Annotated in this window: 16 protein-coding genes and 1 pseudogene; 2 read left to right on the top strand and 15 right to left on the bottom strand. The window is 61.2% G+C overall.

Features of this window, described 5'->3' with window-relative positions:
* Position 1 precedes the first annotated feature (1 nt).
* The 14 genes and pseudogenes from RPG13_RS00940 to RPG13_RS00875 form a co-directional block, all read right to left on the bottom strand.
* Positions 2–694, bottom strand: a complete 693-nt coding sequence (locus RPG13_RS00940; protein ID WP_095488435.1) for a response regulator transcription factor — start codon at positions 692–694, stop codon at positions 2–4.
* On the bottom strand, positions 691–3,438 hold the full coding sequence (locus RPG13_RS00935; RefSeq protein ID WP_337124223.1) for a sensor histidine kinase KdpD: 2,748 nt from the start codon (positions 3,436–3,438) through the stop codon (positions 691–693). Before RPG13_RS00935 ends, RPG13_RS00940 begins: the two co-directional genes overlap by 4 nt.
* 52 nt (positions 3,439–3,490) lie before the next feature.
* Positions 3,491–4,060, bottom strand: a complete 570-nt coding sequence (gene kdpC / locus RPG13_RS00930) for a potassium-transporting ATPase subunit KdpC (protein ID WP_292675678.1) — start codon at positions 4,058–4,060, stop codon at positions 3,491–3,493.
* Between the two features lie 12 nt (positions 4,061–4,072).
* Entirely contained in the window at positions 4,073–6,166 is a 2,094-nt protein-coding gene (gene kdpB, locus RPG13_RS00925) for a potassium-transporting ATPase subunit KdpB (RefSeq protein WP_126104904.1), read from the bottom strand.
* Complete coding sequence (locus tag RPG13_RS00920) at positions 6,163–6,378, bottom strand: hypothetical protein (protein ID WP_127206111.1); 216 nt, start codon at positions 6,376–6,378, stop codon at positions 6,163–6,165. Before RPG13_RS00920 ends, kdpB begins: the two co-directional genes overlap by 4 nt.
* 38 nt (positions 6,379–6,416) lie before the next feature.
* The gene (gene kdpA / locus RPG13_RS00915; protein WP_337124222.1) at positions 6,417–8,120 is read right to left on the bottom strand and encodes a potassium-transporting ATPase subunit KdpA; all 1,704 of its coding nucleotides are present in this window, start codon (positions 8,118–8,120) and stop codon (positions 6,417–6,419) included.
* A gap of 36 nt (positions 8,121–8,156) precedes the next feature.
* Entirely contained in the window at positions 8,157–8,246 is a 90-nt protein-coding gene (locus RPG13_RS00910; protein WP_337124221.1) for a potassium-transporting ATPase subunit F, read from the bottom strand.
* A gap of 456 nt (positions 8,247–8,702) precedes the next feature.
* Complete coding sequence (locus tag RPG13_RS00905; RefSeq protein ID WP_337124220.1) at positions 8,703–8,885, bottom strand: hypothetical protein; 183 nt, start codon at positions 8,883–8,885, stop codon at positions 8,703–8,705.
* Positions 8,885–9,073 carry a DUF3606 domain-containing protein gene (locus RPG13_RS00900; protein WP_095488451.1) on the bottom strand — a complete coding sequence of 63 codons (189 nt, stop codon included), beginning with the start codon at positions 9,071–9,073 and terminating at the stop codon, positions 8,885–8,887. The genes RPG13_RS00905 and RPG13_RS00900 overlap by 1 nt, the downstream gene beginning before the upstream one ends.
* Positions 9,074–9,128: 55 nt before the next feature.
* Positions 9,129–9,389 (bottom strand): DUF982 domain-containing protein, encoded by a 261-nt coding sequence (locus RPG13_RS00895; protein ID WP_337124219.1) that lies wholly within the window; start codon positions 9,387–9,389, stop codon positions 9,129–9,131.
* 517 nt (positions 9,390–9,906) lie between these two features.
* Positions 9,907–10,668, bottom strand: a complete 762-nt coding sequence (locus RPG13_RS00890; protein WP_337124218.1) for an NYN domain-containing protein — start codon at positions 10,666–10,668, stop codon at positions 9,907–9,909.
* A 90-nt stretch (positions 10,669–10,758) separates the two neighbouring features.
* Complete coding sequence (locus RPG13_RS00885) at positions 10,759–11,028, bottom strand: Atu4866 domain-containing protein (protein WP_442921382.1); 270 nt, start codon at positions 11,026–11,028, stop codon at positions 10,759–10,761.
* A gap of 92 nt (positions 11,029–11,120) precedes the next feature.
* A pseudogene (locus tag RPG13_RS00880) lies at positions 11,121–11,272 on the bottom strand (carboxymuconolactone decarboxylase family protein); the annotation flags it as partial.
* 74 nt (positions 11,273–11,346) lie between these two features.
* Positions 11,347–12,072 (bottom strand): SDR family oxidoreductase, encoded by a 726-nt coding sequence (locus RPG13_RS00875; protein WP_337124216.1) that lies wholly within the window; start codon positions 12,070–12,072, stop codon positions 11,347–11,349.
* A 120-nt stretch (positions 12,073–12,192) separates the two neighbouring features.
* Between RPG13_RS00875 and RPG13_RS00870 the strand changes: the two genes are divergently transcribed.
* A complete protein-coding gene (locus RPG13_RS00870) occupies positions 12,193–13,083 on the top strand; it encodes a LysR family transcriptional regulator (RefSeq protein ID WP_337124215.1) in 891 nt (296 codons plus the stop codon).
* Positions 13,084–13,576: 493 nt separating this feature from the next.
* On the opposite strand, the gene RPG13_RS00865 is transcribed toward RPG13_RS00870, so the two are convergent.
* Positions 13,577–14,458: a LysR substrate-binding domain-containing protein gene (locus RPG13_RS00865; RefSeq protein WP_337124214.1), complete on the bottom strand. Its 882-nt coding sequence runs from the start codon at positions 14,456–14,458 to the stop codon at positions 13,577–13,579.
* Between the two features lie 304 nt (positions 14,459–14,762).
* On the opposite strand from RPG13_RS00865, the gene RPG13_RS00860 reads away from it, so the two are divergent.
* Positions 14,763–14,831 (top strand): hypothetical protein, encoded by a 69-nt coding sequence (locus RPG13_RS00860; protein WP_337126971.1) that lies wholly within the window; start codon positions 14,763–14,765, stop codon positions 14,829–14,831.
* Positions 14,832–14,840 lie beyond the last annotated feature (9 nt).

The raw sequence follows: 14,840 nt of genomic DNA, 5'->3' as shown, positions 1-14,840 counted from the left end.
TTCAGTCAACTTCTCGCAAGCGGTATCCGACGCCGGTTTCGGTGGTGATGTAGCGCGGCTGGTCGGGCGTTTTCTCGATCTTCTGCCGGAGCTGCCGCACATAAACCCTGAGATACTGCACGTCGGTCGAATCGCCCCAGACCTGGTTCAGCAGAAACCGGTGGGTAAGAACCCTGCCGGCATGCTGGACGAGGATGCGGAGGATGTCATATTCCTTCGGCGAGAGCTTTATCTCCCTGCCCTCGACGGTGACGATCCGTTTCACCAGATCGACCGTGAGATCGCCAGTGTGGAAAACAGGCTTCTCGCCCTGCTGCTGTAATTTGTGGCGAAGCGCCACGCGAATGCGCGCGACAAGCTCGTTCATGCCGAACGGCTTGGTGACATAGTCGTCGGCGCCCAGTTCAAGTGCCGAGACGATGCCGGCCTCATCGGTGCGGCTGGAGAGGATGACCACGGGGACGTCAAGGCCATCATCTCGCCATTTGCTCAGCAATTCGTGGCCGCCCATGCCGGGCAGGCCGAGATCGAGCAGGATCAAGTCCGGTTTTTCCGTCTCCATGAGCTCGATCGCCGCCTTGGCGTTCGGCGCCTCGCTGATCGCATAGCCCTGGCTGCCAAGGCCGACGCGAAGCAGCTTGCGGATCGGCGGTTCGTCATCGACGACCAATATCCTGACGTCCAGATTCGTCATGCCAAATCATCCAGATCGGGGCCGCCCACATTTTGGTCATCGCCGTTGGGGTCGTCCACGGCGGGCAATTCCGTCGGCACCGGCATTCTGATGGTGAAAACCGCACCCGAGCGGTCGGTCCTGCTGGCCGCCGAAATTGTCCCGCCCATCGCTTCGATGAAGCCGCGGCAGATCGACAGCCCGAGCCCGGTGCCGGCACGGACCTGATCGCCCTTGCGCACCCGGTAGAATGTGTCGAAAACGCGTTGCAGATCGGCCGGCGGAATGCCCGGCCCCTCGTCCATGATCTGCAGGATGACGAAGCCATTGTCGAGCCAGCCCTGCAAGCGGATCGTCGAACCAGGCGGCGCATATTTTGCGGCATTGTCGAGGAGGTTGAACAGCACCTGCTCGAACAGGACGGGGTCAAGCCTCAGCATCGGCAGGTCAGCGGGAATGTCTATGTCGGTCTTGTGTTCGCCGATGATTTTCCTGGCTCGGTACAGCGCGGAGCCGACAATATCGCCGACATAGTGGAACGCGTAGTTCGGCTCCATCGCTCCGGATTCGATCTTGGTCATGTCGAGCAGATTGGCGATGAAGCGGTTTAGCCTTTCCGATTCGTCGAGCACGGTCGAAAGCAGGTCCGCACGGTCCTGTTCGGGAAGTGCCGGCGCGAATTCCCTTAGCGTGCCGGCCGCGCCCATGATGGCGGCAAGCGGTGTTTTCAAATCATGGGAAATGGAGGTGAGCAGCGCAGAGCGCAGCCTGTCCGCCTCGGCGGCGAGCTTGGCCCGGTCGACGTCGGCGACAAGCTGGATGCGCTCGATGGCGACCGCCGCCTGGTCGGCGAGCGCATCGAGCAGGCGCTGCTGCTCGGGCGTCAGCAGCGGGCCTTGCTTGTCGTTGTCGAGGCCGACGACACCGACGGCGGTGCGCCCCGTCCGCAGCGGGAGATAGAGGCGTTTTGCCCCTGGCAGCGTGTCGGCGCCGCGTCCCGCGGCGCGGTTGTGTTCCCAGGCCCAACGGGCGGCCGCGATGTCGGCCTCGGCCAGCGTGTCGTCGGGCGGATAGCCGGCCTTGACGGTGATCGAGCCGTTTTCGGGCAGAAGCAGCACGACCCGCAGCTTCAGCATGGAGGCGATCTGGAAGGCAGTCGCCCAAAGCACGTCATCGAGCGTGGCAGTTCCCGCTAACTTCTTTGAGAACAGATAAAGGTCCTCGGTGGTGCGAGCGCGAGACTGTGCCGCCACGGCCTGGCGCTGCACTCGTGCCGTCAAATTGCTGGCGATGATCGCGACGCAGAAGAGGAAGCCGAGCGCGACGACACTTTCCGTGTCGCTGATGTTGAAGGTGTAAAGCGGGTCGAGAAAGAAGAAATTGAAGGCCAAGGTGCTGAGAACAGAAGCGAATATCGCAGGCCACAGACCCGCGGTGACCGCAGATACCAGCACCGCCATGAGGAAGACTAGGGCGATGTTTCGCACGTCGAGCACACGCGACAAGAGCAGCCCGAAAAGTAGCCCCGCGACGACGTAGCCGGTAACGATCAAATAGGGCTTGATGTCGAAACGCGCCGGGTGGGTCGGGGTGATACCGCGCGACGGCTGCGCTTGTGCCTGGACGTCGCCGGAGACGACATGGACACTGATCTTTCCCGCGTCGCGTATCAAATCATAGGTGACGGCGCCGTCAAACAATTGCCGCCAGCGCGGCTTGCGCGGCTTGCCAGTGATGATGTGGGTGACGTTGTTCGCGGCCGCGTAGCGCAGAATGTCGGCGGCGACGTCCTGGCCGGGTATGGTGACGGCAGCGCCGCCCAATTGTTCGGCAAGGCGAAGCGTCGATGCTAGCCTGTCGCGATCCTGCTCGGACAGGCCCGTCGAACGCGGCGTCTCGACGTAGAGCGCGAGCCATGGTGCGCGCAGCCGCTCGGCCTGGCGGCGAGCATAGCGCACAAGGGACGCGCTGCGCGGATCCTCGTCGACCCAGACCAGGACACGTTCGCTGGCCGCCCAGGGCCCCGGTATCGCGTGGGCCTGCATGTGGATCAGCAACTGCTCGTCGACGCGCTGGGCGGTGCGGCGGAGCGCCAGTTCCCGAAGCGCCGTCAGATTGCCCGGCGAGAAATAGTTCTCGATGGCGCGCTGGGCGGTGCTGGGGATATAGACCTTGCCTTCCTCGAGCCGCTTGATCAGGTCGTCGGGAGTGAGATCGATGATCTCGATGTCGTCAGCCTGGTCTATGATAGAGTCTGGGACCGTCTCGCGTACCCTGACGCGGGTGATCTGCGCCACCACATCGTTCAGGCTTTCGACATGCTGGATGTTGAGCGTCGTATAGACGTCGATGCCGTGCGTCAGGATTTCCTGAACGTCGAGATAGCGCTTGGGATGGCGGCTGCCCTGCGCGTTGGTATGGGCAAGCTCATCGACGAGGACCAGCGCTGGACGCCGGGCAAGGATGGCATCGAGGTCCATCTCCTCGAGGATGCGCCCCTTGTAGTCGACCTGACGACGGGGAATCAGCTCATAGCCGTCGACCAGCGCCTGGGTTTCTTTGCGGCCGTGCGTTTCGACGACGCCGATCACCACGTCGACCCCGTCGGCCAATCTTGCACGGCCCGACATCAGCATTTCATAGGTCTTGCCGACACCGGGCGCTGCGCCCAGGAATATTCGCAGGCGACCGCGCGCCTCCCGCTCCGCATGATCAAGCAGCGCGTCGGGTGAGGGTCTGGTTTCGTTGCGGCTGTCGTCCGGCATCAGAATCGATCATGAATGGCGCCGGGGATGGTGTCGATCCCCGGCCCACCATTCATTGCTTGGTGGCCTCGTCCAGTGCCAGATTGAGCGTCAGCACATTGACCACCGGCTCTCCCATGAAACCGAGCTCGCGGTTCTCGACATGGCTGTCGACGAGGGATTTGATCCCGGCTTCATCCATCCCCCTGGCCTTGGCTACCCTGGCGACCTGGAAATAGGCGGCTTCTGGGCTGATATGCGGATCGAGGCCGCTGCCTGAAGTCGTGACCAGATCCATCGGTACCGGCTGGTCCGGATTTTCTGCCTTCAGCCTGTCGGCGTCGCCCTTGATGCGGTCGATCAGCTTGGGATTGGTCGGACCGAGATTCGAACCGCTCGAAGCGCTGGCATTGTAGCCGTCGCCGGCGGCCGATAGGCGACCGTGGAAATAGCGGTCGCTGGCAAAAGCCTGGCCGATCAGTTCGGAACCGATGACCTTGCCGTCTTTCTCGATCAGACTGCCATTGGCCTGGCGCGGGAACACAGCTTGAGCAATGCCGGTCATGCCGATCGGATAGACCAGGCCGGTTAGCACGGTGAAGAAGACAATCATGACGATCGCGGGTCTGATTTGCTTGAGCATGGACGTAATTCCTTATGCGAGGCCAAGCGCGGTGATGGCCATGTCGATCGCCTTGATGCCGACGAAGGGGACAATGATACCGCCGAGGCCATAGACAAGAAGGTTGCGGCTGAGCAGCGCGCCGGCGCCGATGGCGCGATACTTGACGCCTCTCAGCGACAGCGGGATCAGCGCGATGATGATCAGCGCGTTGAAGATGATGGCCGAGAGAATGGCGCTCTGCGGCGTTGCCAGATGCATGATGTTGAGCGCCTGCAGCGGGCCTGACGTCTGCCCCGGCGCGATGTAGAAGACGGCGAAGATGGCCGGGATGATGGCGAAGTATTTGGCCACGTCGTTGGCGATCGAGAAGGTCGTCAGCGAGCCGCGCGTCATCAGCAGCGCCTTGCCGATTTCGACGATCTCGATCAGCTTGGTCGGATCGCTATCGAGGTCGACCATGTTGCCGGCTTCGCGCGCGGCGACCGTGCCGGTGTTCATGGCAACGCCGACATCGGCCTGGGCAAGGGCGGGCGCATCATTGGTGCCGTCGCCGCACATGGCGACGAGCTTGCCCTTGGCCTGTTCGTCGCGGATCAGCTTCAGCTTATCCTCGGGCGTCGCCTGGGCAAGGAAGTCGTCGACGCCGGCTTCCGCCGCGATCGCCGCCGCCGTCATCGGATTGTCGCCGGTGATCATCACCGTTCGGATGCCCATCTTGCGCAGTTCGGCGAACCGTTCCCTGATGCCGCCCTTGACGATGTCCTTGAGATGGACGACGCCGAGCAGGCGTCCGTCGCGCTCGACCGCCAGCGGCGTGCCACCGGATTTGGCGATGTCGTCGGCGATTGCCTGCAGGTCGCGGACGGTGTCGCTGCTGGGGCGCGTGGCATGGGTGGCGACGGTCGACTGATTGACATGGGCGAGCACGGAATCGACCGCGCCCTTGCGAACCGATGAGCCATCGATGTCGACGCCGCTCATGCGGGTTTGTGCGGTGAAGGGCACGAAAGTGGCATGCAGTGTTGCCATGTCGCGGGCGCGGATGGCGTATTTCTCCTTGGCCAGCACGACGATGGAGCGGCCTTCCGGCGTCTCGTCAGCGAGCGAAGCGAGCTGCGCCGCGTCGGCCAATTCCTGCTCGGTGACGCCTTTGACCGGACGAAATTCCGTCGCCTGGCGATTGCCGAGCGTGATCGTTCCGGTCTTGTCGAGCAACAGTGTGTCGACATCGCCCGCCGCCTCGACGGCGCGACCCGACATGGCCAATACATTGAACCGCACCAGGCGATCCATGCCGGCGATGCCGATGGCTGAAAGCAGCGCACCGATCGTCGTCGGGATCAAGGTCACGAACAGGGCGACGAGCACGGTCACCGAGATGTAGCCGCCCGAATAGGAGGCGAAACTCGGGATCGTCGCCGTCGCCAGCACGAAGATCAACGTCATGCCGACCAGCAGGATGTTGAGCGCGATCTCGTTGGGTGTCTTCTGGCGCTCGGCGCCTTCGACCAGCGAAATCATGCGGTCGAGGAACGTATGGCCGGAGGCGGCGGTGATGCGCACGCGGATCCAGTCGGACAACACCTGCGTGCCGCCGGTCACCGCAGAACGATCGCCGCCGGATTCTCGAATGACCGGGGCGGATTCGCCGGTGATCGCCGCCTCGTTGACCGAAGCGACGCCTTCGATCACCTCGCCGTCCGACGGAATGATGTCTCCGGCCTCGACGAGCACCGCGTCGCCGACCTTGAGGCTGGTGCCGGGCACCAGCTTGAACTTGGTGCGGTCGTCGCCGGTCAACAGCTTGGCCTGGGTCTCGGTGCGCGCCTTGCGCAGCGAATCGGCCTGCGCCTTGCCTCGGCCCTCGGCGACCGCTTCGGCGAAGTTGGCGAAAAGCACGGTGAACCACAGCCAGATAATGATCTGCAGGGAGAAGCCGAGATCGCCGCCGCCGGTGACAAGATCCTTGACGAACAGGACTGACGTGAGCGCCGAGACGACGGCGACGACGAACATCACCGGATTCCGCATCAAGGTGCGCGGGTTCAGCTTCCTGAAGGCGCCGCCGATGGCGGGCAGCAGGATGCGGGCATCCATGATAACAGCGGATTTGGACTGGCTCATTTAGTGGCTCCAGTGTCGATGTTGTTGGACGGCACCGATCGATCGGATGCCGAAAGCAGATGCGGAAGCCCGTAGGCCAGCAACCAGATCACGATCATGACTGCCGCGATGCCAAGGAAGGTGGACATGGTCGGGAAAGGAGGAGGGGTTGCCTCCCCCTTCCGATCGGCTCGATGCCGGATCTTGCGACGAATGGTTTCGAACCAGGACATGACATTGATCCAAGGCGGGGATCCAAGGTGGGGCGGTTTCAGAATGTCTGCCCGTGGATGCCAGCCAGGTGCTCGACGATCGGTCCGACCGCCAGCGCCGGGAAGAAGGTGAGGCCGCCGACGATCAGGATGACGCCCACCAACAGCCCGACGAACAGCGGCCCGTCGGTCGGGAAGGTGCCGGCGGAGGCGGGGGCCGTCTTCTTGGCGACCAGCGAACCGGCGATTGCCAGAGCCGGGATGATGACCAGGAAGCGGCCCATCAGCATGCCGATGCCGAGCGTGATGTTGTACCAGGGCGTGTTGCCGGTCAGGCCGCCAAAGGCCGAGCCGTTGTTGGCGGCAGCCGAGGTGTAGGCATAGAGAACCTCGGAGAAGCCGTGCGGGCCGGCATTGGCGATGGAGGCGACGCCTGTCGGCAGCACCACCGCGATGGCGGTGAAGATCAGCATCGCCAGCGGCAGGCAGAGGATGGCCAGCATTGCCATCTTGATCTCCTTGGCCTCGATTTTCTTGCCGAGATATTCGGGCGTGCGTCCGACCATCAGCCCGGCGACGAAGACGGCGATTACGATGTACATGAGGATGCCGTAGAGACCGGCGCCGACACCGCCGACAATGACCTCGCCGAGTTGCATATTGATGATCGGGATCATGCCGCCGAGCGCGGTGAAGCTGTCATGCATGGCGTTGACGGCGCCGCAGGACGCGGCCGTGGTGATGACCGCAAACAGCGCCGATAAAGCGATACCGAAACGGGTTTCCTTGCCTTCCATATTGCCGCCGTCGATGCCCAGCGCGTGAACCAGCGGATTGCCTGCGGCTTCCGCCCAGTAGCAGACGGCGACGTCGGCGATGAACAGGACGCCCATCGCGGTCAAGATCGCCCAACCCTGGCGCTGGTTGCCGACCATGCGGCCGAAGACGTTGGTCAGTGCCGCGCCGATGGCGAAGATCGTCACCATCTGGATCAGGTTCGAGATCGCATTGGGATTTTCGAAGGGATGCGCGGCATTGGCGTTGAAGAAGCCGCCGCCATTGGTGCCAAGCATCTTGATGGCGATCTGCGAGGCGACAGGCCCGACTGCGATCGTTTGCTGCGCGCCTTCCAGCGTCGTTGCGTTGATATAGGCGCCGAGCGTCTGCGGCATGCCGAGATAGACATAAACCAGCGTCAGCAGGACGCAGAGCGGCAACAGCAGGTAAAGGGTGGACCGGGTCATATCGACCCAGAAATTGCCGATCGATTTGCCGGAAGCCTTGGCGAAGCCGCGGATCAGCGCGACGGCGATGGCGATACCGGTTGCCGCGGACAGGAAGTTCTGCACGGTGAGGCCGGCCATCTGCACGAGATAGGACATCGTGCTTTCGCCGCCGTAGTTCTGCCAGTTGGTGTTGGTCATGAAGCTGGCCGCGGTGTTGAAGGCGAGCCCGGGTTCGACGGCGGTCATGCCGGCCGGATTGTAAGGCAGGCTGCCTTGCAGCCGTTGCAGGAAGTAAAGCACCAGGAAGCCGGCCAGATTGAAGAACAGCAAGGCTGCCGCATAGGAGGTCCAGTGCTGCTCCTCGCGCTCGTTGGTTCCCGAGATGCGATAAAGGCTCCGCTCGAGAGGACCTAAAATCGGCGAGAGGAATGTGCGTTTGCCGCTGAAAACGCGATACATGTAGCCGCCGAGCGGCTTCACGAGCAAAATGACGATCCCGCAATAGACGAGGATCTGCATCCATCCGTTGAGAGTCATTGAAATATATCTTTCCGTGCCTGGCGCCAGTTGTTGTCAGAAGCGTTCTGGGCGAACGAGGGCGTAGGTGAGATAGGCGATGAGGAACAAAGTCACGCCGCCACCGAGGACATAGTCGAGAAGCATGTTGCGATCCTTCCGCTTAAAGATTGTCGCAGGCTTTGATGTAGGCGAAAGAAAGGGCGAAGAACAAAACCCCTATTCCGAGAACGATGATGTCCATCGTGCATGTTCCTTATTTTCGTTTGTTTTCGCTTCTCCTGCTGGCGGCAGGCCGAATCATGCGGAAGCGTTCCGCCACAACGGCAGAATGACCGAGATGTGTATTCCCGGTAGAATATGGCTCGAAACACCATCAAGGTTCGAGACGTGGCAGAGGGGAAAGAAATAAAAATCCTATAAGGATTTCGCCGTCGCGACCTCAACAGAAGTACGGCGTTTCAGGACAAGGTGGCTGGGACAGTCGTGCGCCCGGCGCGAGAAGCTGGCCACGACGCCATGCCGGAGCGTGCGGCTGGCCGGCCGCGTGCGACAGTGATGCAAGGGACGCGGCGAAAGGCGGATGTTCCACCAATCGGCGGTTCAGCCTTCGGCCTTGAAGTTCTTGGCTTCCTTCTCGATCTTGGCGCTGTCCTTGCCGTGCTTGCGCATCAGATCCTTCGCTTGGTTGGGAGAAACGTCGGTGGTCTCGGCCAGGCGCAGGGCCTCCTTGTCGTCCGGCTCGCGTTTCTTCCGATCGGCCATTGCGGTCTTCTTGTCAGCCATCACAACGCCTTTATGCTCTCGGCGATTTCGTTCAGCACCTTGCGGTCGGTGCCGTGACGCTTGATCAGCGTGCGTGCCTGGTCGGGAGTGATGCCGGCTTCCTCGGCGAGATGCCTCACCTCATAGTCTTCGTCGCCGGCAACTTGTGAGCGATCGCGGTTGTCGGTCTTGGTCTTGTCGTCGGCCATGGCAGTTCTCCTCGTTTCGACCTTGAGCATAACGACGGAGATTTCGTGAGGTTCCTTAGTGCCGTCCTTCGCGCACAAACACATGGGCTTCCTTGGCGGCGGCCGTGAATGCCCGCCGCGCACTGCCAACCGCCCGTCGCTGCTCCAGCGCATCCATCATGGCTTTCAAGGCCGCGCGATATTTCGGCCCGCGCTTTTCGTCTGGCCACTTGTCGACCAGAAGCGAGGCCGCCTGGACCGTCCTCGTCACAGAGAGGGAATGTCCGATCCCTTCGCTCTCGATTGTCACGGGAACGTCGAATTGTTCATCACGCATTAACGCCACTCCTCAACTCCAACGAGAGAACGGCGCAACGGGATATTCGTTCCGATGACGAATGGCGTGATCCATCCGGTCACAAACTCATGATTCCAGAGTCGTTCCTGTCGCCGGTGTAGTTTAGATCGTGAGCAAGCTCGTTGCGGGCAGGGCGACAGGCATTAGCGGGACCGATGGTCGAACACGACCCCCATGGTCCTACCAATTGCGGTCATGACGACAAGCTCGACCAGATGGTCGTCGCTGTCCTCACAAGTTGGGTCTGCTCGGCGGATGGCATCTATTGCGGCTCTGGTCGATATGGTGTCGCCTGCGCGGAATTTTGAAAGCGCAGACGAAACTAGTTCCTGGGCCGTCAAGTCAACGACAGACGCTCTCGAAACGACGTTCATCGGCCTCTCCACCACGAGCCCTCTTCGACGAGAATGATACGCCGAATGGTGGTTTCCGCCAGCGAAATAGTGGTCCGACCAGGGGCCAAATCGGACCGGGAACGGTCACCTTTCGTGGGGGCTTAACGCGACGTGGCCGATTTCGATTTCTCTCGGCTCCTCGCAGCCGGTTTGATCCTTATGCGCATCGCTCCACCCTCGGGATGATCGATCTCAAAGGCATTGGTCTTCCGCACGAGATCGCTCAGCTTGCGGAAGCCGAAGGTTCTGGGATCGAAGTCCGATGCCAGATTGGCGAGCTGATTGCCTACAATGCCGAGCGGCACCCAGCCGTCCTCGGTTTCCATCTGCGAGATGACCTTGGTGATAACCGGCGTCGCGGCGCTGGGCGGCTGCAAAGATTTCGTCGGCGTCGCATCCTGAGCGTTGGCTGGCGCGGTCGGAAGCAGGTTCTCGGTATACACGAACCGGCGGCATGCCTGCCGAAAACTCTCCGGTGTCTTCTGCTCGCCAAACCCATAAACGTCGATCCCATGCTCCCTGATGCGAGCGGCAAGGCGGGTGAAATCGCTGTCGGAGGACACCAGACAGAAGCCTTCGAACCGTCCGCTGTGAAGAAGGTCCATCGCGTCGATGACGAGCGTGATGTCGGATGCGTTCTTGCCGGTGGTGTAAGCGAACTGCTGCTGCGGGATGATCGCGTGCTTCGACAGCACATCCGCCCACGCCTTCGAACGGGTGCTGGAGAAATCGCCATAGATGCGACGAACGCTTGCCTCGCCGATCTTTGCGATTTCCTCGAACAACCCGTCGGCAATCTTGGCCGAGGCATTGTCTGCGTCGATCAGCACTGCAAGCCGTGGAGAACGCGGTTCGGTCGGCAAGGTGAGCCCCCTGTTTCTGGCTTCGCACCAAATGACATAATGCCATATGGTGCAGCGGTAACCTTTTTATCGAGATTCGACGAACGTCACCTACTTCTCCTGATACAAGATCATGCCTGCATGGTGCAGCACGCCGTCGATAAATTCGCCATCGGCTGTGAAGCCGGTGTCGTCCCAGTAATCGATATGATTGGCTCGGATCTCATAGCGCCCCTGGTATGCGCTCTCACGGTTTCCGCGCGCTTCGTCATAGCGACCGTTTGGAAGCAAGTTGTGGCGGATATGGCCATCGGCTGTGACCCACATCCCGACATACGGGTGGCTTTCCGGAACCTGGGTAGCGGTTTGCTCGATATTCATCTGGGCGAGGCCTTTCTGTATGGGTAAGATGGCTGCGCCGGCGAGAAGCACGGCAGCGGCAAGTATTGAAATCGGCTTCATGGGACAGCTCCTCAGGGTTGTTTGCCGGGAGCGGCGCGACGCTCGGCAAACAGCTTGGAGAGCGCTTGGGATGCTGTGATCGCGCGGGGGAATCCGGCCGGAACCGTCACCATGTAGATGACTTCCGTCAGTTCCCCTCGGACACGCCGATATTCAGTGCATAGAACCGCGCCGAGCAGCAACCCGGCGGCAATCACGATGTACGAGCCGTGAATACGAAAATCCATTTTTGCCTCCCTATTTGTTGGCTGTCGGCCGGACGACGATCTCGCTCACATCGACATCGTCCGGCTGTTCGATGGCAAAGCGCACGGCACGGCCGATCGCATCGGGCTGCAGCGCAATGGCGCGATAGGTCTTCATCGCTTCCGCCGCCACCGGATCGGTGATCGTGTCGGCAAGCTCGCTCTCGACCACGCCGGGATGGATGCAGGTGACGCGGATATTGTCGTGCTCCTGCCGCAAGCCATCGGAGATGGCGCGGACCGCGTATTTGGTTGCGCAATAGACAGCGGCTGTCGGCGACACCGAAAGCGCGCCGATCGAGGCGATGTTGATAACATGGCCGGAGCCTCTGGCCGTCATCTCCGGCAGCACCGCTGCGATGCCGTAGAGCACGCCCTTGATGTTGACGTCGACCATTCGATCCCACTCGTCCACCTTCATCGAGGCCATCAGCGACAACGGCATGACGCCGGCATTGTTGACGATCACGTCGACGCATCCCCAAGCCCGGCGCGCCGCCTCGGCAAAGGCGGCGACATCGGCACGGTCCGCCACGTCGAGGCGGCGTGTCATTGCCTCCCCGCCGTTGGCCCTGATCTCTTCCGCGAGCGCGTCCAGCCGATCGGTGCGGCGCGCACCGAGCATGACCTTTGCTCCGACAGCACCGAGCTCCCGGCCGATGGCGGCGCCAATGCCGCTCGAAGCTCCGGTGATGAGCACAACTTTGTTGAGGGACATGTTTCGTCTCCGTCTGGTTGATCTGCGAACCGCCATGCAGCGGTTGCCACGAAGATGGATCTGTTTCATTGTTGCGATAAGACGGCCATTCCTTCCCAGTGTGGAAAGCACAGCTAACCAATGCAGCCGGATCTCAATGCGCTCGCCGTCTTCGCCCTCGTCGCCGAGGAGCGGAGCTTTCGCGGGGCTGCGGACCGCATGGGCGTCACCCGCTCGGCGGTGAGCCAGACGATGAAGCGGCTGGAAGAGACGCTTGGTATTGCGCTTGTCCGGCGCACGACGCGAAGCGTCAGCCTGACCGAGGCCGGCGAACGCCTCTACGCCGAGATAGCGCCCGCCATTGCCGACATGCGCGCGGCAATCGAGACCACCGGGAACCTGCGCGAGCGCCCGCGCGGGCAGCTGCGGCTTGCCGTCTCGTCGATCGCCGAGCGCTTTCTTTCAGGGTCGTTCCTGGCGACCTTTGCCGAAGGCAATCCGGAGGTTCAGATCGACATCACGGTAACGGACGAGGAATTCGATATCGTGGCAGAGGGATACGATGCCGGCGTCAGGCTCGGCGAAGTGATAGAGCAGGACATGATCGCGGTGTCTGTCGCCGGTGACGAGCGGCAGCTGGCCGTCTGTGCGCCGGCCTATCGCGATCGGTTTGGGGCGCCTTCGCATCCGAGGGAGCTCGCGGGCCATCGCTGCATCGGCTGGCGCCGTGCACCGAAGGTCGCACCCTATCGCTGGGAATTCGCCGAGAACGGCAAGGAGTTCAGCGTTGCCGTTGCGCCGGAGATCACGACCAACGACATGGCGCTGATGATTAAGCTCGCCATCGCCGGCGCCGGCATCACCTTCGGCATGGAGGAGAGCTTTCGCCCGTGGATCGATCGAGGCGAGCTGGTACCGGTTCTCGAGGACTATTGCCCGCGCTTTGCCGGCTTCTACCTCTATTATCCGAGCCGTCGCAACGTGGCGCCGAAGCTGCGCGCGCTTGTCGATCACCTACGGCGTCTTCGTTAGCGCGTTTCGGCGCGGACGCGCATGTTCTACATGGAGGCGGCGCCAACCAGCCCACCATCCTTTTGGGGCAGGAGTCCAGATCGTCAACCTCGCTGGACGCACCGGCATCTCGATGTTGCAATTATATTAGCGTTAGCGCATGTTTTCATCAGCCGGCGCAAGCCGGTTAGGCCCGGTAGCCGGCCGGTCACCCCCAATAGGCTGCCGGGCCGCCCGCCTGCCGCGTTTTCCCGATGTCACGGCTTTTCTGGTTTGCTCGGCAATCCGGTCCAGAAGTGCTTCGCTGCCGATCGGCCAAGCAAATGCCGACATCGGCGGCGCGGCAATGCAAGTCGAGCCATGCGTTCAATTTACACACAGCGACAGCCGAGCAAACATGGCAGCACTGTCACCGTAATTCTGGAGTTCACGCGTAAAGCCCGCGCGATGACTTGCGCACTCCACACGCCAGTTCCGATCGCCACGATTACCGGTCTTCGCGCGCTGACTCTTGTTAAGAGAGTCGCAGCGCGTTCACTAGTGCAGACAGCGCAGCAGGCTGATGCCGGCGACTGGGGTAATACATGAAGAAGCCGGGAATTGGCGGCGTCCAGTCCCCCAGCACACGAACAAGGCGGTGATTCGCAACATACTCTGCGACCTGGTCTTCAAATGCGAGTCCGAGGCCGACTCCAGCGAGCGCCGCCTGAATCACTAGGTTGGTATCATCGATTATGAGCGGGCCGTTGACGCCGATCGTAACCGCCTTTCGTCCTTGCTCGAACTCCCAACGATACGGACCGCCCGGAAGACGCAGGCCTATGCATCGATGGTCATTTAGATCCTTGGGCTTCTGAGGAATGTTTCGTGACGCAAAATAGCCAGGCGATCCGACCACCGCCAATCGCAGCTCCTGCGTGACGCGCACCGCGATCATATCCTTTTGAACGTACTCGCCGAGTTGAATACCGGCATCGAACTCGCCCGCAACGAGGTCTACAGGGCCAGTGACAGTAACAACGTCAAGAACGATGTCAGGATAGGCCTCAGCGAATGCCGTCAGCCTCGGCAGCAATACCATCACCGCCGCCGACCGTGACATTACAATTCGAAGGCGCCCCGCAGGTCGGTGGCGAACGCTTCGGGCTTTGTTTAGGGCACGAGCAATTTGCTCAAGTGCCGGAGACAAGTCTTCCAAAAGAGCTGCCCCTGCGGCGGTTGGCGCAACGCTCTTGGTTGTTCGAGCAAGGAGTTGCAACTCGAGTCGTTGTTCAAGTCCCCGGATCGTGTGGCTCAGGGCAGACTGGGACACACCTAGCTTTACCGCGGCCCGCGTAAAGCTTCGTTCGCTGGCGACGACTGCAAACGTAGCGAGTTCGTTCAGTTCGTGTCTCATGATTTATGAATATCACTCATGACCCCATCCCATGCAACACGCCTAGTCTCCTAAGCCGCTTTGTTCTAGGTTTGGCCAACAAGGAGACGTGAGGAACTTTCCGCACGTTTCGACCTGCTTGACGCTCGGCACGGGATAGCTGGGCGCCTGAATCGGTTCGGTGTAACAACTTTTTCGGGACGGCTATGGATACCGATGTTCGTGCCTTGCGCTCCCTAGCGCATACATATTTCGACGCTGCCTATGAAATGGATGCTGAGAAATTTGCGTCTAATTGCAAATTCCGCCACGTTACTTCACAGACATGTTGTCATGTTTAAAGGTTAACGGGACCTGGAAGATCGTTCAGAAAGTGATGACTTCGAAAACGTAGTGGCTTCAG

It is taken from the genome of Mesorhizobium sp. ISC15 (assembly GCF_037162615.1).
Lineage (GTDB): Bacteria > Pseudomonadota > Alphaproteobacteria > Rhizobiales > Rhizobiaceae > Mesorhizobium > Mesorhizobium mediterraneum.
The sequence above is the reverse complement of the archived record's forward strand: the minus strand, read 5'-3'. Positions and strand labels throughout refer to the sequence as shown.